General features: G+C 41.5%; 19 protein-coding genes and 1 pseudogene. 8 read left to right on the plus strand and 12 right to left on the minus strand.

Going from position 1 to position 19,345, the window contains the following annotated elements; translation table 11 throughout:
* Positions 1–62: 62 nt before the first annotated feature.
* From V9K67_RS20585 to V9K67_RS20615, 7 genes are all read right to left on the minus strand, one after another.
* Complete coding sequence (locus V9K67_RS20585; protein WP_336725768.1) at positions 63–350, minus strand: hypothetical protein; 288 nt, start codon at positions 348–350, stop codon at positions 63–65.
* Between the two features lie 1,161 nt (positions 351–1,511).
* The gene (locus V9K67_RS20590) at positions 1,512–2,267 is read right to left on the minus strand and encodes a hypothetical protein (protein WP_336725770.1); all 756 of its coding nucleotides are present in this window, start codon (positions 2,265–2,267) and stop codon (positions 1,512–1,514) included.
* A 153-nt stretch (positions 2,268–2,420) separates the two neighbouring features.
* On the minus strand, positions 2,421–3,914 hold the full coding sequence (locus tag V9K67_RS20595; RefSeq protein ID WP_336725772.1) for a hypothetical protein: 1,494 nt from the start codon (positions 3,912–3,914) through the stop codon (positions 2,421–2,423).
* A complete protein-coding gene (locus V9K67_RS20600; protein ID WP_336725774.1) occupies positions 3,907–4,527 on the minus strand; it encodes a hypothetical protein in 621 nt (206 codons plus the stop codon). Before V9K67_RS20600 ends, V9K67_RS20595 begins: the two co-directional genes overlap by 8 nt.
* A gap of 97 nt (positions 4,528–4,624) precedes the next feature.
* Complete coding sequence (locus tag V9K67_RS20605; protein WP_336725776.1) at positions 4,625–4,765, minus strand: hypothetical protein; 141 nt, start codon at positions 4,763–4,765, stop codon at positions 4,625–4,627.
* 549 nt (positions 4,766–5,314) lie between these two features.
* Positions 5,315–6,709 (minus strand): hypothetical protein, encoded by a 1,395-nt coding sequence (locus V9K67_RS20610; RefSeq protein ID WP_336725777.1) that lies wholly within the window; start codon positions 6,707–6,709, stop codon positions 5,315–5,317.
* A complete protein-coding gene (locus tag V9K67_RS20615) occupies positions 6,706–8,520 on the minus strand; it encodes a hypothetical protein (RefSeq protein WP_336725779.1) in 1,815 nt (604 codons plus the stop codon). Before V9K67_RS20615 ends, V9K67_RS20610 begins: the two co-directional genes overlap by 4 nt.
* 301 nt (positions 8,521–8,821) lie before the next feature.
* On the opposite strand from V9K67_RS20615, the gene V9K67_RS27185 reads away from it, so the two are divergent.
* Positions 8,822–9,001, plus strand: coding sequence for a DUF4372 domain-containing protein (locus tag V9K67_RS27185; RefSeq protein WP_414696788.1), 180 nt, complete (start codon positions 8,822–8,824; stop codon positions 8,999–9,001).
* Between the two features lie 310 nt (positions 9,002–9,311).
* Positions 9,312–9,920, plus strand: a pseudogene (locus V9K67_RS20620) (IS4 family transposase); the annotation flags it as partial.
* 447 nt (positions 9,921–10,367) lie between these two features.
* On the opposite strand, the gene V9K67_RS20625 reads toward V9K67_RS20620, so the two are convergent.
* Positions 10,368–11,633, minus strand: coding sequence for a peptidoglycan recognition protein family protein (locus V9K67_RS20625; RefSeq protein WP_336725781.1), 1,266 nt, complete (start codon positions 11,631–11,633; stop codon positions 10,368–10,370).
* A 306-nt stretch (positions 11,634–11,939) separates the two neighbouring features.
* On the opposite strand from V9K67_RS20625, the gene V9K67_RS20630 reads away from it, so the two are divergent.
* The 3 genes from V9K67_RS20630 (at position 11,940) to V9K67_RS20640 (ending at position 13,900) form a co-directional block, all read left to right on the plus strand.
* On the plus strand, positions 11,940–12,401 hold the full coding sequence (locus V9K67_RS20630; RefSeq protein ID WP_336725783.1) for a helix-turn-helix domain-containing protein: 462 nt from the start codon (positions 11,940–11,942) through the stop codon (positions 12,399–12,401).
* Positions 12,389–13,069, plus strand: a complete 681-nt coding sequence (locus V9K67_RS20635; protein WP_336725910.1) for an IS630 family transposase — start codon at positions 12,389–12,391, stop codon at positions 13,067–13,069. The genes V9K67_RS20630 and V9K67_RS20635 overlap by 13 nt, the downstream gene beginning before the upstream one ends.
* 87 nt (positions 13,070–13,156) lie before the next feature.
* Positions 13,157–13,900 carry a c-type cytochrome gene (locus tag V9K67_RS20640; RefSeq protein ID WP_336725784.1) on the plus strand — a complete coding sequence of 248 codons (744 nt, stop codon included), beginning with the start codon at positions 13,157–13,159 and terminating at the stop codon, positions 13,898–13,900.
* Positions 13,901–13,931: 31 nt separating this feature from the next.
* Here the strand turns inward: V9K67_RS20640 and tnpC are convergent, their stop codons facing one another.
* Positions 13,932–15,470, minus strand: coding sequence for an IS66 family transposase (gene tnpC, locus V9K67_RS20645; RefSeq protein WP_336725787.1), 1,539 nt, complete (start codon positions 15,468–15,470; stop codon positions 13,932–13,934).
* Between the two features lie 126 nt (positions 15,471–15,596).
* On the opposite strand from tnpC, the gene V9K67_RS20650 reads away from it, so the two are divergent.
* Positions 15,597–16,085 (plus strand): hypothetical protein, encoded by a 489-nt coding sequence (locus V9K67_RS20650; RefSeq protein ID WP_336725789.1) that lies wholly within the window; start codon positions 15,597–15,599, stop codon positions 16,083–16,085.
* Positions 16,086–16,192: 107 nt separating this feature from the next.
* On the opposite strand, the gene tnpB is transcribed toward V9K67_RS20650, so the two are convergent.
* Positions 16,193–16,549: an IS66 family insertion sequence element accessory protein TnpB gene (gene tnpB, locus V9K67_RS20655; protein WP_336725791.1), complete on the minus strand. Its 357-nt coding sequence runs from the start codon at positions 16,547–16,549 to the stop codon at positions 16,193–16,195.
* Positions 16,550–16,552: 3 nt separating this feature from the next.
* Positions 16,553–16,909 (minus strand): IS66 family insertion sequence element accessory protein TnpA, encoded by a 357-nt coding sequence (tnpA, locus tag V9K67_RS20660; RefSeq protein WP_336725792.1) that lies wholly within the window; start codon positions 16,907–16,909, stop codon positions 16,553–16,555.
* Between the two features lie 223 nt (positions 16,910–17,132).
* Between tnpA and V9K67_RS20665 the strand changes: the two genes are divergently transcribed.
* A complete protein-coding gene (locus V9K67_RS20665) occupies positions 17,133–17,483 on the plus strand; it encodes a helix-turn-helix domain-containing protein (RefSeq protein ID WP_336725794.1) in 351 nt (116 codons plus the stop codon).
* A 110-nt stretch (positions 17,484–17,593) separates the two neighbouring features.
* A complete protein-coding gene (locus V9K67_RS20670; RefSeq protein WP_336725796.1) occupies positions 17,594–18,190 on the plus strand; it encodes an IS630 family transposase in 597 nt (198 codons plus the stop codon).
* A 38-nt stretch (positions 18,191–18,228) separates the two neighbouring features.
* On the opposite strand, the gene V9K67_RS20675 is transcribed toward V9K67_RS20670, so the two are convergent.
* On the minus strand, positions 18,229–19,245 hold the full coding sequence (locus tag V9K67_RS20675) for a hypothetical protein (RefSeq protein WP_336725797.1): 1,017 nt from the start codon (positions 19,243–19,245) through the stop codon (positions 18,229–18,231).
* Positions 19,246–19,345 lie beyond the last annotated feature (100 nt).

Consider the following 19,345-nt stretch of genomic DNA (forward strand, 5'->3'; position numbering starts at 1 on the left):
TTAACTCATCAACTTACGTTCCTCTTAACTGGCCTTGTTTCATCGAAACGGGTGGCTCGCTTTTACCGAAATACACAGCGGATTTGGCGGTCGCGTTGCTGCTCCAGGTTACGCACCTGATGGTCTTTTTCTGAAGAACGAAGCCTGCGGCTTTCTCTTACTTCTTTGATCTTGTAGCCATACTCTCTACGGATACGGGTAATCTGCTCATCCCGCTCCCGTTCGGAATAGGAATATGAAGAAGCAATGGAGGCTATTGCCGGTTTAGAGGTAGTAACTACTGAAGGAGCGGCGGCAAATACGGAGGTCAGGGTTCCCAGAGTCAGTACCAGTGTAAATATCTTTTTCATAATGAAGTGCTTTTTGTTGTTCTGTAATGTTGGTTACATATATAAGAACCGCCGAAGAGCTTTATGTTTAAGGGCTGATCGTTAATTAATGTGAAGGTTTGGAGCAGACGTTATTAGCCTTTATTAACGAAGGCTTTGATCTAAAATAGAGCTAAAAGATAAGAGGACGAGGTAAGTACCCCGAATGACCAGAACCTTTCCAGATATATCCCAGTTGCTTAAGAAAGCGATGCCTGGCACAGCTATCCCCTGATTTAGACCTAACGGTTAAAAGACGACACATTGCTGATGTACCCAAACTTTTATAGCTGCGGCAAGAAAGGCAGTCCTAACCGTTTCAAAAAGCAAAAAGCCCGAAAACAGTGCGTTTGCGGGCTTTTGGAGCATCTTTAAACAATGTTTTAGCGGAGAGGAAGGGAACGGAACTATATGCCTAAAACACTATAAATCAATGAATTAATCTCTAAAAAATTGCGCCAGGTCACCAAAAGGTCGCCGGAACTCTCGGACGAAATATGGAACAGAACCCTTGATCCAAAGTTAAGAATGTTTTGAGAGATATACTCATCAGAAATTAGATAAACGAATGATCGACTACATTCAATCTTATTATTTCTGCTCATCCATTGTGTCAGCTTAACTAAAGCATTCTTCAGAATTCTTTAGCGTTATTGGTTCATGAGTGTATTAAAGAAGACACCAAAGTCTAATTCTACAAATGACCAATTATTACCGCCGGCTCACCCACCTAGCCCACCATTTCAACCGCCTATTCACCATACTGGACAAACACTGCAGGGTGGAAAGAGGTGGCAAAATTTATTTGCTTGCACTAAAATAGCACCTGCCCTGCACAGATTCTTAAATAAGGAGCAGTATGATGAAGCCAGGTAGGGCTATGCCGCTACCTACAAATAGGTTACAACAACGCTTCGTTCCACTTTGCAAATAACTCTTAGGGATTATTTAACAAAATAATAATGGTGAAAACGCCCAATGATCGCCTCATTCTTAAAACACCATCCCTGGCAACTTAAGCCTTGCTACTCAAAAAAGCGCGATCTACAAAATAACAGCTACCTCATCTAGCTTCCGGCCGATTCCGTACAACATCGTTTGGCCTTTTGGGCCCAAGAAAATCTTATTAGTTAGCTGGTGCGCTTATTCTATTTTTGACTTCCATCTCTGTATTACTTCATTTGGAGTATCTTCAAGAGTAATTGCTGGCTCTGATTTAAACTTATTAAAGTAATACTCAGCTTTTGATTGCTCCAGTTGCGGATAATCACTTTCAAAGCTGATTGTATGGTATTCACTCTCGACTTTTCCATACGAGTTTTTGTAAGTTAACTTTATTATGGCGAAGGTTTCCCAGTCTAAATATGAAATGCTCTGTCCTATCTTTTTCAAAGTTTTTTCATATAATTCTTGATTAATTCTTTTGCCCCTTAATGTGCCCAAATATTTGTCATCTTTGATTGTCTCATCCCTTGTTAAAGTAGTATCCCAATCACAACAGTAATGACTTGTCTCAATAATTTCATTACTTCTATATTTTCTTACTTTGATAGATTCAACTACATCTATTTGTAAATTGCTGATACTACTACCGTCATTATATACTTTTACGAAAACTTGTGATTCACTGCCTGTAACATATATTGCAGTATAAGAATATTCATATCTGAAATTAGCCGCTAACTGTCCTTTTTGAATTTCAAGTTGCTGATTTGAAATTTGATTTGAATTATAACTTACTATTAGAGCCATGATGGTTAAACTCGTCGCAGCAATAGTCTCAAAGTAGATTTTATTACTTTCTAAAAAAGCTTTTAAATTGAATGAACTATCTTTAGGTTTTTTCATCATAGCATCGCCGTTAAAGTTTATCAGCTTGCTGCAGTACAGAACTTTCATGTTCTGTCAGCTTAGCCTTCGTTCTGTAGTGAAATTAATTATTGAATTTTTGGCTCGTCAATCTGTAGTCTTGCAGGCCCAAGAAAGCCTTATTTGTTAGATCGCAAAATTTATTTCTTGCATCGGATAAACATTGCTACTAGAACAATAACTTTAAGTAATCTTTTGTGCCGATAACCAAGAATTAAATTTTTGAAAGAATTCTTCCAGGTTGCTACTGTTGGTTGCTTCTAACAATATTTGTAAAAAAGACTTATAATCTAAATTATCACTAGTTATATTACCAAGATCAAGTTGCCTCAAAACACTTAACAATTTTCCTTTATCTTGTAAATACAGAAACAGGTATCTATTCATAGAGTTTTTACAAAAGGTTAGAAAGTTGGTAACAAAAAAAGCTCGTACATCAATATCATTTTCTAGCAAACTATATAAGTGGTGTTTTTTGGCTGAACCTAAAATTTGTCGAAACTCAGAATATAATTGAGATTCTACATAGTCGTAACTAGTTTCAGAATGACCCAACATGCTTTGAAATAAAGAGTCTCTTAACTTTACATCCAAAGCGTTGATGAATTTTAATCTCCAATTGTTTACACCGATCAAATTGCTATTGATAAATCTTGACTCTTCATATAATGATGCCAATCCCTCTTCAACCCAATCAGGCCCTAAGACAAATTTATTAAAGCACAAAATGTGAATGAGTTCATGTTTTAATGTCCCAATTTTAGTACTCGAAGGAATCCAAGCAACTATACTGTTAGTTCGAGTATCTGTATATCCTATAAGATCATTTTCGTAAGCTTTATAAATTTCATATACAGCGTTGCTTACACCTTGATATGTGTCAGCCAAATACACAAAAATCATTTTTTTGTTTTCAGGCAAGCTCAGTGATAAATTATAGAACGATAGAGTTTTTTCCAACAGTTCTGAGCTTAATTTTAGCTCTGATGATTTTTTAGTTTTACTAACTAGCGCAAAATTTTTTGACTTATAATAATTATCAGCTTTATATCTACTCTTAATAAAAGCTCTTAAAGTGTCGATATTTACCCCAACTTCAAAATTTGGAATGACACTGGAGTCTCTCAAATACGAATTGTTATCTTTGTGAATTTTTTGGCTAGTAACCCGATTAAAATCTTCCTCAGTTAGATTCAGAAAGAAGCTTTTTGTAGTGAATGACAATGATTCCCTTAGAATTTTATACGATTTAAAGTGCGCATCTAATAAGGCGCCCTTTTTATACTTAGTATTATCTACTATTGGTTGTTCCTTTGAACCAAAAATATCCACAACTGAAATTTCTTTTTTTAGGTTACATATTGAATCTTTTTTCTTAGACAAAAACTCGAAATTATCAAAGCTATACTTGTTATTCTTTAAATAATCATTCAAAATGCCACAACCAGCTTGTTTCGTCTTGGGGTTTTGATTCAGGGATAGTGCTAACCAAGTATAATATTCTAATTGAAAATTTCTTTTTCTGGAAGCATTCAATGTAAAAATTGCTTTTTGGCCAAAATTGAATGCTTCAGAATAGTGTTTTGTTTCGAGCATGCGCACTATAGCGGCGATGTAGTCCTGGCCCCAAGCACCTTTTACTGATAGTAAAAATATTATTATCAAAACTTTATTCATTATTTGTAACTCTTTTAAGTGAATCAATTAATGCTTTTGTTATTGAATCATCAATGTTTACTTCATGTTGACTATTTGAATTATAATCTTCCCTTAGATATACGGGTTTGTCTTCAACAATAAGTGAAGTCTTGGAAAAAATTGAAATTCCAATCAGACAAACTCCAAAGAAAGTAATAACTATTCCTGGAGAAGATGACGTTAGTAAGAGGTTGGCTTTTTCTTGTCCTACATTAAACTTTGTAGCTTTTTCCGAGAATTTCCCTAACACGAATAAACCTCCAATAAAGCATAATACCATTCCAGTTAAGAAAGAAAGGTTTATTATCAATATACGCGATTTAATTATTAGCGATGCGCTATAATGTCGATTCAGCAAGCTGATCAACTCTGTATTGTACATCTTATCAGAGTCTGTAATTCCTAAACTAGATAAATTTTTAGAGACGTTAACAACATTGTAATCAGTATTTGGCAAAAACGAACTTTGAATTTTTTGTACCTCATTTAAGTAAAGTAAAATAAATGTTGCTAGAAGAATCGATAGAACAATAATAACGAAGGGAAGGACTTTAGTTTGCCAATTGTTGACATCTTTATCATCTGTATTCATAGACTTAAATCAATTTCATTTGTTTTTTCCTAAATATAAAGTTATCAAAGTATTTATTGCCTACAACCATAGTTTTCGCAACTCGCTAACATCCATTCTACCGTACTTCCTCTTGTAGTTCTAATAAGCCTTTTCTAATATGCGCATCTTGGGATAGACTTCCTCCACTTTCACGACGGTTTCCGTCGGTTTTTAGGACAAGGGCAATTTGTGCTTCTAAAAGTTTTGTCATTTTCATGGCAATCCTCCTTGGTTTTAAGTTATAAAATTTGCTTGGTTTCTCCAGTTTTCAGCGGTTCAGTTTTTCGGGGGGCGTCAATTAAAAGTCTTTACCCGACTGTGGACCTAAATAGCGTACACAATATTTAAGTTTAAAATTGTCGGCAAGTATTCCTTTTCGCCACTGCTTTGATGTGAAGTGAAAAAGTGTCGAAGATGGAAGACTCATCGTTCATCTGGGGATTTGTCACGTATAACTAACAGGTATTGCTGCAGATGGGGGCATTATAATGTCCAGCACGGAACTACAGCTTGATTATACAATATTGTTGATATTAAGAACTGTTGTTCGGCGCTATTCATCAGCCAAAACTGCTGCGGATAGCAGTTTGCTGCCGATTGTTTCAACGTTCAGCCCCACTTGCAGCAATACCCATGTTGAATGGCGTTCGGTTTCACTTACTTGACTCAATACCATCAATCTAATTAAAGGCGGATTTTCGGATCAAATTAGGAGGGGGGGGCCAATAAAGCTTGATAATAGTCAGCCATAATCCACATTGTATTCTTAGTCGGCTGCAGCCTGTGCACCGCCAAATATGAAATTCAAAATGCGTATGTCTATATTTACTCCTATGAATGCGCCAACGTCCCATTGCTGCCGGACTTTGTCGGAGATGCTGCCTACAAATAGCTCTTTACCAAAATCAAATTTCTTAGTTCGATCTACGACTGTATGTCTGCCGTAGTGAGTACCAAAAGAAATACTTCCTCCGCGAGCAAAATCAAATTGTAAACCTCCTATGAAATTTTTAAACTGATCTTTATCCGCGCGAACCCCAATAACTAATCCGAACCTTTCCTTACTAAACAGACCTCCACGTGGAGGAAATATGAATGATCTACCCCAGGGATACCATACAGCGGTTACACAAAACAAACCACGGGACTTCGGATCGTCTGCTGTAAGGGTTGAATCTCCACTGGGAAGAGCTATCTTCGTTATATTCTGCGGATCACGCAAAGAAGTTGCAATCATTGAGCCCTGTATGGATACATGATACAACTTGGCCACTTTCACCTTGGTATCTATGATGTTTGTGGCAGAGAGGCTTCCAGGGTCTGTTTTTTTCACCTGCACCTGGAATTCATCTTCATAGGGACCAATTTCAGCAAATTCTATTACATCCATGCCCATTACAATAGCGGATGAGCTAGACTTAGCAATTTTTGTGGTATCCCCGTCAATATTTAGCCGGTCAGTTAAAAATGATTCGGGTGGAACTAGTTGGTAAATATTGGGGTCTGCTGATCGTTTAATAAGAACAACTACATAAGTGTTTTGCCTGAATGCAGCGGTAGGCGGGCCTTTTAATATGTAGTTGCCTTGAGCATCAACAAAAAGATAGATTTTATCTCCTTTTCGCCAAGTGTTGGTACGCTTATCGGGCTTTATCCCGTTTTTTGCAATAAATGACCGTGCTTCTTTAGTTGCATCCGCTAATAATTTATTGTCTTTGGCAGGATTATACTCAACCGGCGCTGGCTTACCGCCGCCTGTTTTTGACTGATCATCTTTTTGTTTTACGGTAAACAAGATTGCCCCCTTTTCAGCAGTATTATAAAACAACCTAAAAACACCTTTGGCAATCGCCATATGGTTGGCCAGGCTGAAGGTATAGTCAGTCCCGGTTAATACGCCGGTCACCGTTACATTATTGCCGGTAGTGGTATTAAGATACTTTACTTCAAATTTTTTATAATCGTCTCCAGCAGTGATAACGCCGGTAATGGTAAACTTCGCCTCATCGTCGTTTGCGCCGCTTGGATCGATGTTAAAATCTTTGGGAAGAACATAGGGCACTCCGGCCGTTCCTGCTTTTGCTGCCGCATCTGTCACAGAAATCTGCGAGAAAGCACTGGCTGTTAACATCAGCATCATCATGGCAAATAAGATTTTCATGTTTTAGGTTTTATTGTGACATTTAAATATGAAAGAACCCGGTTAATGGGAATAATAAAACTATCCGCAGAAGATGTGGCCACTATCATTCCAACGATAAAGCCATCTGGGTCACAAACCGGGGCACCGGAATCTCCTCCTTCGGAAAGTCGGGAGGTTTGGATCAACCCCGATAGTTTAAGATACTGGGCTCTATTACGGATGGTATACTCCACATCACAGTCAGTATGTAAGAATTTTAAATTGCCGGTACGATACCCTGAACTACGACCATAGATGGAAAGTTGTAATTGCTTTTTTACATCATCTGAACTAAGGTCACGTGTTTCCATAGGCGCAGTTAAATGACTCCAGGGTTTGTCGGCAAGCAGGAAAGAATCACTCAGCCTCGCCAATGCACAATCCGTAAATTCATCTATATACCCCTCTACCACTTCACCAATCTTATCTTCGGGCAACCCTGAATCTTGTCCAGAAGGTGAAATAACAGAGCGGGCAGGATCGGGCGAATGGTTGCGTAAAAAGTATTTTTCGGCATTTAGTTCAGGGCCGCATAGCACGTGATAACAGCTTACGAAAAACGGGTCTTTTCCGCGGAAGACCTTCATGCCTATAGTGCCTGAATCGCCGGCATGGATTCTGGAGACAGAGCAACCCGGCCTTTTAGGCCAGTTACCATGACAAGTACGATTGTGCTCTGCACTAGATTTGATATCCGAGCCAATGGGCTGTACGTCTGTTGGAATGTGGTATTCTTTTCTTTCGGTTTCGGGTCCCCAGAAATAAACAATAACCGGCGGTATGTACTGCGTATTGGGTAATGTCTCCGGGGAAATTTTGCTGACAGGTTGAAAGACAATACAATTGACCTCTTTATCATTAGAAAGACGTTTCCATCCTACTGATATTGCCTTAACATCAAAATCCTTCAACCATTTATTCCTGTTATCAAGAATTGCCTGTTGTATCACAGCTTCTGGTACCTCCCGGTCATTTCCTGTACCGGTATCATTGCCAGGCGGTATGCTTTCTGGCGTTAACCCTGCCGGGATCAATTTCTTTCCTACATAAGCACCCTGACTTATTCCCATCAGCACCACGAAAGACCAGGCGAGGTAAGGAACGAAAGGATTACATTCACCTAAATCTTTTAACAAGGTTTCTGAATACTGGTGATCTAGCAAAACAGGAATCGATACATCAGAGCATTCAGCGACAGCATAAATAAAGTTGTAGGTATTAAAATCGAAAGAAAAAATCCCTACCATTGTCCAAATCAACATCTGGCATTTGCTGAAGTCAAGTCCATTGGCCCCCATCACTATGTCTGACAATCTTGGTTTGGCTTTTATAACCAAGTCTTGGCCTGACCGTATCCGTTCTACTGTGATGCCTTTGACTGCAATACAACTGGTAAGGCTTAAGCCAAGTAGCCACAAGGCGGAATCTGAGAAAACAGGCTGGTATAAATGAAGGTAGTTAAATCCATGGCCAAGCCAGATAGAACACATGATCGAAAACTGCGAACCCATAATGGTAATAGCCCATAATACCGCCTGCAACCTTGATAGACTATATCCTTGGTTGTCGCCGATCAGGAAATCCTGCATGCCGCGGTTCAATGTTTTACGAGCGATCAATTGAATAATGATCCAGAACATCATTAGTACAGCCAGATTGCAAAATAGAACAACTACTAGGAAATTCATTTTTTTCAACGGCTTATCGTTGTAAGCAAACAGAAAAGAGAAATAGATAGCTGCAAGTATAAATAATACCAATACTGCTATACTTCTTTTCGTCATTTTCATGGTAATAAAGTTTATACTTTAACACAGTTAATTTGAGGCTTTCAAATGTTGGCGTTGTTGATTCGTTGAACTGGATCGCTAAAAGGTCTTGAGTATACACGCGAACGCTTTCCTTGAAATAACATTTGTCATATATTTAGACTGGACCATTAGTGTCCCGTTAGCTTCGGGATAAATTCTTTGAAATGCTTTAGGGACAAGGGCTTGAAGGCTATCGGTAACGGTGACGACTTGGTCTGCTGAGCTCCTATTTTTTTTGGGGGGGGTATAAAACTTCCGCAATGAACGCAGGCAGACATGTCTGCGCTCAAAGTTGCTCTTTTTGCCGGCCCGAATCTTCGATCGGTGCCTTCAAAAGTACCAAGGCAACAAAAGGGTTCGGCATTTCTCGTGTTACCACCAACTGCTCGCAATGATCTTCGGGCAGCTAAGCGGCAGGGAAAGTCTACGAGACCCTATTATCACACTGGACGCGCATTGAAGCAAGTTCTATCATCTTGACCTTGATGCAAATGTTTCCCGCACCAACCTGGCTAAGGCGAATGAACACCGGGATTACCGCATTTACGGAGACTTTGCCTACGAGATGATCCATCTGGCAAAACAGACCATTACTGAGGACGAAGACTTCAAGGCGGCTTTAAGGAAAAGTTTATGACTTTGATCCTTACAACCATTGATCTTTGCCCGAATGTGTTCTGGTGGGCCTCTAGAGAGAACAAAGGAGCAGTAAAACTGCATAACCTTTATGACGTTAATACAGCGTCCCATCCTTTGTATTCCTCCCCTCTGGCCGTTTCCATGACGTCAGGGCTCTGGATGAACTCCAGTTGGAGGCCGGCGCTTATTACATTATGGATAAAGCCTATCTGGACTTCGGACGCTTGTATCGAATAGACCCAAGCCAGGCTTTCTTCGTTACCCGGACTAAGATCAACTTCTCTTTCAACCGCCTTTATTCTGCCAGTGTCAATAAGTCTAAGAGCATACTCTGTGATCAGACCGTCACCTTGAAAGGATTCCGACCACAAAAGGCTTATCCGGACAAGCTGCGACGAATCATGTATTATAATCTAGAGGTGGATAGAAGCTTTGTGTTCATTACCAACAACTTCGAACTTCCGGCCACAGAAATCGCCTTACTGTATAAACATCGTTGGAGTGTAGAACTGTTTTTCCGTTGGATCAAGCGGCACCTAAAAATGAAGGCTGTCTGGGGCACTTCCTTCAATGCTGCGAAAACCCAGGTGTATATTGCCATCATTACTTATACGCTTGTTGCCATCATTAGGGTTAAACTTCAGATCAAGCACTCGAATTACAAAATTTTACAGATTTTAAGCGCCTCACTTTTCGATAAAATCCAGTTGTATAGCCTACTTCAGACGATTGTCTCCTAAAATTTCAAAGAACCACTTTGCAACTTATTGAAAATCAAAAATATTAAACATGACACTAGTTGAACCTTAACTATCAGCAATTTGGACTCCCGGAGATTGACCATCTCGATAAGTTACCCTTAGTACTGAACCACAGGAGGTAAAAAGCCTGCTCAAGGCATGCACCCTGCTCAAACACAGCATCCGGCTGGCCACTAATTACGACTTCGGCCTGCTTCATATAGCATTGATTTGCTCTGGTCAAGTTTGTTTTTAAGACTCTATTAATAAATCATGGAAATAAAGAAATTGTTACCTGTAATTTGAGAAAAAAGAAAATGTTTTTGGAAGGATACGATGGTGGGAGTCGGCTTCTCCCTATTTCGCCTACTCGGATAAAGAAATTACAACTAATTTGGCCTCCCCCTCATATTTCAGATCAAGCTCAACAGTCCGGAATCTCCAGAGTTATCTTCCATATGAGTTTATCCAACTTAAAACCATATCTTTCTTTATAAGTTTACCCGGGCAGCTTTTTACTTTACCCATAATTGGATAGTCACTATGAAATCCTCTATTTTCACTAAAATTATATTTAGGGTCAATGTTAAACCTTTTGCAAAGGGCTGACAGCAGTATACCTAAAGATTTTTTTTGTTCATCAGTTGGAAGTTCTTCATCGCCATTTAAAATAATCTCGATAGAAATCGTCCCATTATTATGGGTCATAATGCTTGCAGGAATCATATTAAGTGGTCTCCCTGTCCATACTAACCCATCTGGTGAAACGATGTAATGCCATGCCGCCCTTGAGTAACCTCTATCATTTACCATAACCTGTGCTATGTTTTGAATTGTTTTCTCCCCGCGGTAAGTTTTTATATCAGGCTTCCATGTATGGTGCAAGATTAGTTCGTCAACATTTCTTTCCACTTTTTCACGTTCTATTTCAGAAATAATTGAACTTCTTTGTATTCTTCTGATATCTTTCAAATAATCAAGTGCGGTTTCCCGAATATCTGTTGGAACTTTCTCGGAGCCTGCAATCATTGAAAGATATTTTGCTGCTTCTTCTTGTACCTTTTGCGTGGCCTGGGGATTTATTACAGCATCCTTTAAGTTTTTAACTGCAACTTTCTTTTCTTCTAACGGTACGTCTTGCTCAATGACCATTAGGGCATAACTTAGTAAAACACTACCATTTGTCTTGCTTAAAAGTTTACTTCTAATTGTATCATTTAATGATAACTTTTTTAGATTATTATTTTCATAAGACTTGTTTGCTAAACTTACCGCAATATCTTCCTTTTTGAATAAGGATTGCAATGCAAACATGGCATATCGTCTAATATTTTCATCTTTGCTTGCTAGAAATGGAGTAATATTGGTTATAGCGTTTAGTTCTTCAATTCTTAATTGGGAGTGTTTCATTAAACTATCTCTTTTTTCTTCACGTTCAGCCATTGCTAACTGAGCCGATTGCAGCTTTTCTTGTCTATCTGCTTCACGATGGTTATAAACTGTTGTAAAATACAGCCCTACTCCTGCAAAAAGAACGCTTGAGATAAATGAGGCAAGTATTTGAAACCTATCCCATACATCTCTTTTTTTTCGCCCATCAATCTTTTCAATTAATAAAGCCAAATTTTTGTTTACTTCAATTAATTCCTCTTCTACTCGTTGATTAGGAGCATCAAAAGATTTCTTTGAGCCTGAATTTACATTGTTATCCATTTTTTTTAGGCTTTAAAATTATGTTTCAATGGATTCTATAAATTGAAAAGTGTCACCTTAAGCTGGAGCGAACGGCAACCATGAAATTTATCCAATATAAAAATAATATTTGAAAAGTTTTAATCGAAAATCAATATTTGCCCGGCAGTCATAAACTGGCGCAGCGTCCCCCGTACCATTCCCTTTATTAAGCGCATGTAAGCGGAATGATATCAATTGCTTAAGCTGTATAAAGATGTTCTAGCTAAGTGCATTGTAATTAAAGTAAAATTGTATTCGTAACTTACTGTTCTGAAACAGTGAGTTATGAAAAGTGAACAATTTGCTTTAAAACCGGCCGACGAGTCCTATTTGCTCGAGCTGCTGTCAAAAGGTTCATTGGGAGCCAAAGTGTTCAAAAGAGCAACGGCTTTGCTTGAAGTAAGTCGAGGCAAAACCTATAGCGCGGTAGCAATCACTCTTAATGTCTACTATGTGAGCGTATCGAAGTGGTGCGAAGCCTATCGAAAAGAAGGGCTTCAAATGCTTCAGGACAAGCCGCGCTCCGGCCAGCCTGTTGAGATAGATGGCACTCAAAGGGCAAAAATAACAGCCCTTGCCTGCTCAGACACTCCTGAAGGGCACAGCAAGTGGAGTCTTCGGTTGTTGGCAGACAAGATTGTTGAGCTTGGATGTTGTGAGCACGTTTCACATAACCATGTCGGCAAAATTTTAAAAAAAATGAGCTCAAGCCGCACCTCAAACGCAGCTGGTGCATCTCGAAAGTAGATGCTGCTTTTCTGGCCCGTATGGAGCGCATCCTGTGGCTGTACGCCCAGCCTTATTATGAACGTTACCCGGTGGTGTGCTTTGACGAACGCCCCTGCTTTCTCATAGGCGATGAAGCAGAGCCGCTTTCCATGCATACCGACAAAGTGCTGCGGGAACACTATACCTATGAGAAAAACGGTTCCTGTGCCCTTCTGGCGGCTACCGAGCCTTTGACAGGTAGGCGGCTGGCCACAGTTTATGAGCGGCGCACCGAAAAGGAGTATGCGCTTTTTCTTAAAGCCTTGGCGGAAGCATACCCTAAGGCGGTAAAGATCCGGCTGGTGCAGGATAACCTCAGTACGCACAATGCCAGTTCTTTTTATGAGCACCTTCCCGCTGCGGAAGCATTTTCCCTGGCGCAGCGCTTTGAATTCTATTATACGCCCAAGTCGGCCACCTGGCTGAACATGATTGAAATAGAGTTCTCGGCCCTGGTAAAGCAATGCCTGAACAGGCGCATACCAACGCAGGAGAAGTTGATCAAAGAGGTTAGAGCTATTGTCAAAGAACGAAACAGCAAGAGGATCAAAACCAATTGGCAGTTTTCGATACAGGCCGCCAGGAAGAAATTGAATTCCGCTTATCAAGTGGTCAACCCGCTAAATGATCAGTATGAAGCAACTTAGATTGTAACCCAACGAGCATGTGCAGGTAATGCCTGTTGGGTTACCATTTTATTGCGACAATGAGTATATTAGCAAGTTGTACGCCATATGGAATTTCGCCTAAGTTTAATTATCGTAGTGCTAATTTTTTCTTGCACAGAAAAAATTAATGAGTGGAAGACGCTTGACTGTGGCTATTTCAAGTTAAGAGCGCCGCAAGAATGGAGCATTGTAGAAAAAGAAGGGATAGACAGTTACATTGGAGGACTTACTAATGGCCACGATTCCCTTTGGTTTGATTATGGTTGGTATGGGGTTGATTTAAGCGGAGAAGACTCAATATCCCATAAAATTGCCAAGGATACTGTCAACGGACTTCGTGCAACAATAACAGTTCCGACAACTCCTGGCTCAGGATACATTGCAATGCGTATTCCCCGAGTTGCTGGAAAAAATCAATTTACCATATGGGGAAAGGATATTAAAGACTCGGGCCTTATACTTAAGATCTATAAATCCATAGTATTTAAAAACAGTGACATAACCTTCAATCCTCCTTTGCCTGAAAGTAAGTTTGTGCAGAACCCTCATGGTTCAGGCAAAGGGCTTTTCCAGCAGAACTGCGCTAGTTGCCATGCAATATCTAAAGAATTGACTGGACCAGCATTGTATGATGTAGTTAAAAAAAGAAACAGTGGTTGGATTTACCAGTTTTTAACCAACCGCGAGGCTGTTGCCACAGACACGGCTTATATAGCCTTAAGTAAGGCATACGAGTTCCGTTGTCCGGTGTTCCCTTTATTAACAAAACAAGATGTACAATCAATAGTTGATTACGTTATGTACAGGTAATAACAGTGCGAGGCCAAAAGCAACAGCCCAATTATTTGACATTTGAAGAAACTATTTGAAAAGGCTTCCAGTTATGAGGCAGGAGCTCTTTTAATCGATTAATGGGATGCATGGGCAGGTGGGCAAGTACATCGGTAAGCCATTCCAGCGGGTTGATCCCGTGCATTTTGCAGCAACCCAACAGGCTGTACATCATGGCGGTACGGGGCGCCGCATCATGGGAGCCGATAAAGAGAAAGTTCTTCCTCCCTAAAGCCAAGGGGCGGATACTGTTCTCGATGAGGTTGCTGTCGATTTGAAGCATACCGTCTTCCGTATACCGGCATAGCTTTTCCCATCGCTTGACCGAATACGCCAGCGCTTTGCCTATAGGGCTTTTGGGCAGCACCTCCGGAAGTTGCTCATTCATCCACTTCCCCAGCTTCTCCAAGATCGGGACCGATTCTCCCTGCCGGACCTTCCGGGTCTTCTCAAAAGAGTATTCCGCATCCCGGCATCGTCGCTCAATGGCGTACAACTGCTGCATCCGCTCCAGTACATATTCCGCCCGCTCTTTATCCTTTTTGAGGGCTTCCACAAAATACCGGCGGGCGTGGGCCATACAGTTCAGGTGAATAACGCCTTCTTTTTTGTCGTACTTGTCATATACCTCATAGCCATCCGTCTGCAGGTGCCCCTTGAAATCTTTCAGCATGCCCTCCGGGGCGCTTTTGTTCCGGTTTTTCTGGTAGTCGAAGAATACCAGCTTCTGCAGGCTGTCCTGGTATACCCAGAAAAAGCCGTTGTGTACCTTTTTGCCAGCCTTGTTGCGGTCAAGCACCCGGATGCCGGTCTCATCGGCTTGAAGGTAGCCAGCGCTCAGCACCTCCTTCTTCAGGGCTTCGTACAGGACTTCCAGCAGGTTACAGGTGCCGCCGATCCACGAGATAATGGTGGAATACTGGAGGGTGATGCCGGCGTGCTCAAAGCGCTGCACCTGCCGGTAGCACGGGAGGTGATACCCGTATTTGTCGATCAGCACCTGGGCCAGCAGGCTGGGCCCGGCTATGCACTTTGGGATTGGTTGAACCGGCAGCGGCGCCACGATGATCCTGGAGCCGTCGTTCCCCGCATTGGAAGGGATCAAATATTTTACGCGGATGATCCGTTTGACATAGAGCTCTGAAGGGGTGATCTCCAGCACCTCGGTAACCGCCTCCCCAATGGCAATGCTGCCCGGCGGGACGTCGTCCGGTTCCAGGCGGATCTCTTCCCTGCGTAACCAGGCCGGCAGGGTGTATCTGCCGGGGTGGTACGTTGGCCTCTTCTCGACCGTAGTGCGGGTGTATTCTACCTTTTTCTTTCCGGTGACGGTTACCTCGGCTACGGTTTCGGCGTTCAGGTCCAAGGCCAGCTGGGAAGGATTGGCGGAATGGGAAGGGACAAAGCGCTCGGCTTTCCTGCCAAAAAGCATCTTTTTGTACCGGTCCAGCTCGTGCCGGAGGACGGCGATGGTGCCCCGGGCCTGGAGCAGTTCCTCCTGGGATTGCTCATACAGGGCCTTGTAATCTATGGCAGGGGCGGCTTCCATTACCTACAAATATGCTGCATACCATCCTGATTTCAAAGGAATGCATTGGCACTTTCTATAATTTTGGAACCATAGCCAATCGGCATGAAACTGAGAAAATAAATCTTAATTGTAAAATATCTCAATGTGAGACTTTTAAAAAGCCTGCCATTCCTTTTGTTCCTTGTAACCTTTATTTTTCTAAATCTTTTTACCGGGGCCTATTGGTACCTTTTGCCGTTTTTCGCAGATCCTGCGGTAGAGTATTTTTTCTACGGAGAGAACCCAACTTTTTTTAAAAGTTTAATCTCCAGTTTTGGGAATTTAAAGGAGATGCTTTTCTTTCTTATTTTAAGTGGATTATTTGCATTTTGGGCAAGCAGTTTCTTAAGGAGTACATCCCTAAAGAATGGAAAGATTTATGTTATAGTTCACTCATTGACCTTAACGGTTTTGCTTGGTGGTTTGTATAGCACCTACAGGGCCCTTCTGGCTTTAAAGGCTGATAAAAGCTATCTTCCTTTTTATTTTTCTGAGGTAAAAAAGGAAATCATATTACTTATTCTTTGTTACTTCATAATTTCAATTCCCTTTGCTTATTTATTTTCAAGGAAATATTACAGAGGCAAGAACTGATAAATAGCCATTTATCAAACTTAAACTGGTATCTGCCTATATTTTAACCATCTTTGCTACGGCAGCTGGGTTCAGTGCTTGGTAGATTTGCTGGAACTATTACATATTTAGCATTCTTTTACAGAAGCATACCGCTTACGATACCGGACCTGCTTCAGGGAGATACCCTGCAGAATTAGCAGCAGTTCCTTGTGACTGATAAGAAAAGAACCCTCATCCAAGGCCTCCGGCATCTCGAATGTACCTTCCTCCAGGCGCTTGGAGTAAAGAGCAAAGCCGTCGCCCTCCCAACGCAGCAGCTTTACCTGGTTGCGCCGCCGGCTGAGGAAGATAAAGATGTCGCCACTTAAAGGATCGCCCTGCATCTGCTCCCGGACCATGCCGGCCAAGGTGTAAAAACTTCGGCGCATGTCGCAGGCAGGCCGGTACAGGAAGTACCGGCAGGAATCACTTAAGGCCAGCATGGGTCAGGATATTAAGGTGCGTAAATAATCGGCTCCGACCGGCTGGTATAGCTTGATGCTGCCACCGCTGGCCATCACCAGTTCGGCAAAGGGCAAAACCTTTTCGGGTAAGGAGAAAGCCTGGTCATCCGGCATAGAAGGAACTGCCTCGGTTATCTGTAGAGGGACAAAGTCGTTTACTTGGGGCGTGGCTGTATTGCGGCGGTACTCCTTCAACCAGGAATGAAAAAGGGAGTCAGAAAAATGGTGTTGCCGGCAGAAAGCAGCGATGGGAAGACCACTCTTTTTCCATTGGTGGATCAGATCCAGCTTTTCCTCGTCTGTTCGTTTGATGCGTTGTTTTTTGGCGGCTTTGTCCATGACCGTTTGGTTTTGAGGACAAAGCTATAACCCATCAAACTGCCCGGCAACATGCTGCTGCTCGTTTGCTTACCTTAGATTACAATGTACTTAGTACATTGACTTTTAACATAATTAATATTCGTAACTTACTGGTCTAGATTAGTGAGTTATGAAAAGCGCAACCTTAACCTTAAAGCCAGCGGACGAGACCTATTTGAAGGGTCTGCTGTCAAAAGGCTCTTTGAACGCCAAAGTATTTAAACGGGCTACCGCCCTTTTGGAAGTAAGCCGGGGCAAGACCTATGGAGCCGTGGCCGAAACCCTGGGCATTTGCTACCAAAGCGTGTCCAAGTGGTGCGAAGCCTATAACAAAGAAGGGCTTAAGATGCTTCAGGACAAGCCCCGTTCCGGTCGGCCGGTGGAAATAGACGGTGCACAAAGAGCTAAAATAACCGCTCTTGCCTGTTCTACGCCTCCTGAAGGACATACCCACTGGAGCATCCGGCTGCTGGCCAGCAAGGTGGTGGAACTGGGCTATTGCGAGCATCTGTCGCGGGACTATGTCCGTGTCATCTTAAAAAAAATGACCTAAAGCCCCACCTCAAACGCAGCTGGTGCATCTCGAAAGTAGATGCAGCTTTTCTGGCCGGTATGGAAAAGGTGCTCTGGCTTTACGCCCAGCCCTATGATTAACGCTTCCCGGTGGTTTGCTTCGACGAGCGCCCCTGCTTTCTTATTGGCGATGAAGTAGAGCCAATTTCCATGCAGACCGGTAGAGTCCAGCGGGAACACTACAGCTACGAAAAGAAGGGTTCCTGCGCCCTGCTGGCCGCTATTGAGCCCTTGACCGGTAAGCGCAAGGCTGCGGTTTATGAAAGACGCACCAAGAAGGAATATGCCCTTTTCCTAAAAGCTCTGGCAAAAGCATACCCAAAGGCGGTGAAGATCCGCTTGGTACAGGATAATCTCAATACGCACAATGCCAGCGCCTTTTATGAGACCTTTTCTGCTGGTGAAGCCTTCGCACTGGCACAGCGTTTTGAGTTCTATTACAACCCCAAGTCGGCCAGTTGGCTGAACATGATTGAAATAGAATTCTCCGCCCTGGTCAAACAATGCCTGGGCAGACGCATACCAACCCAAGAGCGCTTAAACAAAGAGGTTGTTGCTATTGTCAAAGAGCGAAATAAAAAGAAAATCAAAATCCATTGGCAGTTTTCCATCGAAGCTGCCAGAAGAAAATTGAATTCTGTTTATCAAGAAGTCAATCAGAAAAACCATCAGTATAAAAAGACTTAAAAGTCAATGTACTTAGATATAGGTCATCCCCAACCAGTTCAATCTGCTCCCAACAACCTTTCGAAATTGTTTACAGTTAAATATGGCCTTCTTCTAATTTCAGCTTGCATTTCGGTAATATAACCCTGCGCATGGCCAATTTGCTCCCTCAATTCTCTTAAAAATATTTCCACATAATTGATTTCCGGTCTCCGTTCTTTAAACATCTCCTCGCAAATCCGAAAACAATCCACCAGTACTAAATTCTTGTCAACTTGAAAGTCCGTCTGAAAAGATTGTTCTGCTACATTAAGAAACGTATCAGCCATATATGCAATTCTAAGACTTGGATGAGGATGCGTTGACTCCTTTAAATAAATCTTATATCGACCCCCCGACAGGAAAATAAAGTAAGAAAAAATAGAGGATAATCCTAATGTTAACAGGGCTATCAATGTGTCTTTGGTTTGTATTTCTTTCCTTTGCCGGTGCCAATACTCTACGATATGATAACACACAAAATGGGCGCCCCAGCTATCCGCGTCTATTTCGAGAACATGATGCTCTAAAGAAAAACCTTCGCTACCATCGGCGTAGTTCTCCTGAAAAATATACTGTAGAAGCTCTGATTTTTGAATTAAATGAGCCTGCTCATGATAAAACGTAAACTGAGTGGCAATTTGAAACATGAGCCATTCAGGCGATGAATCAAAATGCTTATCGATTACTTCGAATTTATTGTAAATAGGCCGTCTAAGATTAAATCTGTAGTCAAGAAAAAAAGGATACAGATTTGCAATTAAGCCCATATTTAGGAGTATCAAGAAATTGCCGTTGACCAGCCCTGCCCTAGCATTGACAGAAAAATTATTCAGGAAAATAACGAAGGACGGCCGTATTTGATATTTGTCTTCATTACGCCTCAGCGCATTCAAGCAAAAGTCAAAATATTGTTCAAATACATTTTTTAATTCATCTTTTTCATAGTTGAAATAATCAGACTCCGACAGCTTTACTCCATTCAAAATGATGTCTTGGTTCAAGAGGTATTCACGTACGTTTTGATAATCGATCATTCTTAGTCTTTGGAGTTTCGCACAAATTACTGGACTTTATGCAGGTTGAGAATTAGCATTCCGTCTGCCGATTACCGGTGCTGATTGAAAATATAATGTT

The organism is Huijunlia imazamoxiresistens, from assembly GCF_037132455.1.
In the GTDB taxonomy this organism is placed as follows: domain Bacteria; phylum Bacteroidota; class Bacteroidia; order Chitinophagales; family Chitinophagaceae; genus Flavisolibacter; species Flavisolibacter imazamoxiresistens.

Excerpts from the sequence above, each read along its gene's own strand:
- V9K67_RS20585 (WP_336725768.1), bottom strand. The coding sequence starts at position 350 with ATGAAAAAGATATTTACACTGGTACTGACTCTGGGAACCCTGACCTCC.
- V9K67_RS20590 (WP_336725770.1), bottom strand. The coding sequence starts at position 2,267 with ATGAAAGTTCTGTACTGCAGCAAGCTGATAAACTTTAACGGCGATGCT.
- V9K67_RS20595 (WP_336725772.1), bottom strand. The coding sequence starts at position 3,914 with ATGAATAAAGTTTTGATAATAATATTTTTACTATCAGTAAAAGGTGCT.
- V9K67_RS20600 (WP_336725774.1), bottom strand. The coding sequence starts at position 4,527 with ATGAATACAGATGATAAAGATGTCAACAATTGGCAAACTAAAGTCCTT.
- V9K67_RS20605 (WP_336725776.1), bottom strand. The coding sequence starts at position 4,765 with ATGAAAATGACAAAACTTTTAGAAGCACAAATTGCCCTTGTCCTAAAA.
- V9K67_RS20610 (WP_336725777.1), bottom strand. The coding sequence starts at position 6,709 with ATGAAAATCTTATTTGCCATGATGATGCTGATGTTAACAGCCAGTGCT.
- V9K67_RS20615 (WP_336725779.1), bottom strand. The coding sequence starts at position 8,520 with ATGAAAATGACGAAAAGAAGTATAGCAGTATTGGTATTATTTATACTT.
- V9K67_RS20625 (WP_336725781.1), bottom strand. The coding sequence starts at position 11,633 with ATGGATAACAATGTAAATTCAGGCTCAAAGAAATCTTTTGATGCTCCT.
- V9K67_RS20630 (WP_336725783.1), top strand. The coding sequence starts at position 11,940 with ATGAAAAGTGAACAATTTGCTTTAAAACCGGCCGACGAGTCCTATTTG.
- V9K67_RS20640 (WP_336725784.1), top strand. The coding sequence starts at position 13,157 with ATGGAATTTCGCCTAAGTTTAATTATCGTAGTGCTAATTTTTTCTTGC.
- tnpC (WP_336725787.1), bottom strand. The coding sequence starts at position 15,470 with ATGGAAGCCGCCCCTGCCATAGATTACAAGGCCCTGTATGAGCAATCC.
- tnpB (WP_336725791.1), bottom strand. The coding sequence starts at position 16,549 with ATGCTGGCCTTAAGTGATTCCTGCCGGTACTTCCTGTACCGGCCTGCC.
- tnpA (WP_336725792.1), bottom strand. The coding sequence starts at position 16,909 with ATGGACAAAGCCGCCAAAAAACAACGCATCAAACGAACAGACGAGGAA.
- V9K67_RS20675 (WP_336725797.1), bottom strand. The coding sequence starts at position 19,245 with ATGATCGATTATCAAAACGTACGTGAATACCTCTTGAACCAAGACATC.